The sequence below is a fragment of the Streptomyces sp. NRRL F-525 genome (assembly GCF_000716605.1).
In the GTDB taxonomy this organism is placed as follows: domain Bacteria; phylum Actinomycetota; class Actinomycetes; order Streptomycetales; family Streptomycetaceae; genus Streptomyces.
In genome coordinates this window covers 1-498 of the sequence record NZ_JNXE01000185.1, presented here as the reverse complement: position 1 = coordinate 498, position 498 = coordinate 1, and the positions used below count along the sequence as shown (strand labels likewise).

Annotated in this window: 1 pseudogene; it reads right to left on the bottom strand. The window is 71.3% G+C overall.

From position 1 onward, the window contains the following. Nucleotides 1-107: 107 nt before the first annotated feature. A pseudogene (locus tag OO69_RS49290) lies at nucleotides 108-498 on the bottom strand (hypothetical protein); the annotation flags it as partial.

The following is a 498-nucleotide window of genomic DNA, read 5'->3' as shown; positions in this document are numbered from 1 at the left end:
GTGGTGTTCGAGGAGCCGGAACAGGGCGGTCTGCAGGGCGAAGAGTGCGGGCTGGGTGTAGGCGGTGGTGTTGAGGTCGGTCGGGTCGGTGTCGAGCAGTACGTCCTTCAGTGGCCGGGGCAGGTGCGGGTTGAGTGCTGCGCAGGCCGTGTCGAGGGCGGCCGCATACGGAAGGCGGTCTTGCCAGGCTGGTAGGTGCCCTGCACGATGCCGGGTGCGGTGTTGCCCTTGCTCAGTGTGTCGAGGTCGGTCAGCAGCTGCTCGCGGTCGTCGGCCAGCAGTACCGCGCGGTGGTCGAACCGGGCCCGGCCGGCTGCCAACGCGGCACGTGCCGTGGCCAGTTCGAGGTCGGGTTGGTTCAGCAGGTAGGTCCGTAGCCGGTCGGCCTGGTCGCGCAGCGCGGGCGCGGTCTTCGCCGAGAGCAGCAGCGGCGGGGCCGGCGGTGTGGGCTCGTCGGGCGCGTCTTCAGCTTCGGCGTCCGGCGGCTCTGTGACGGCC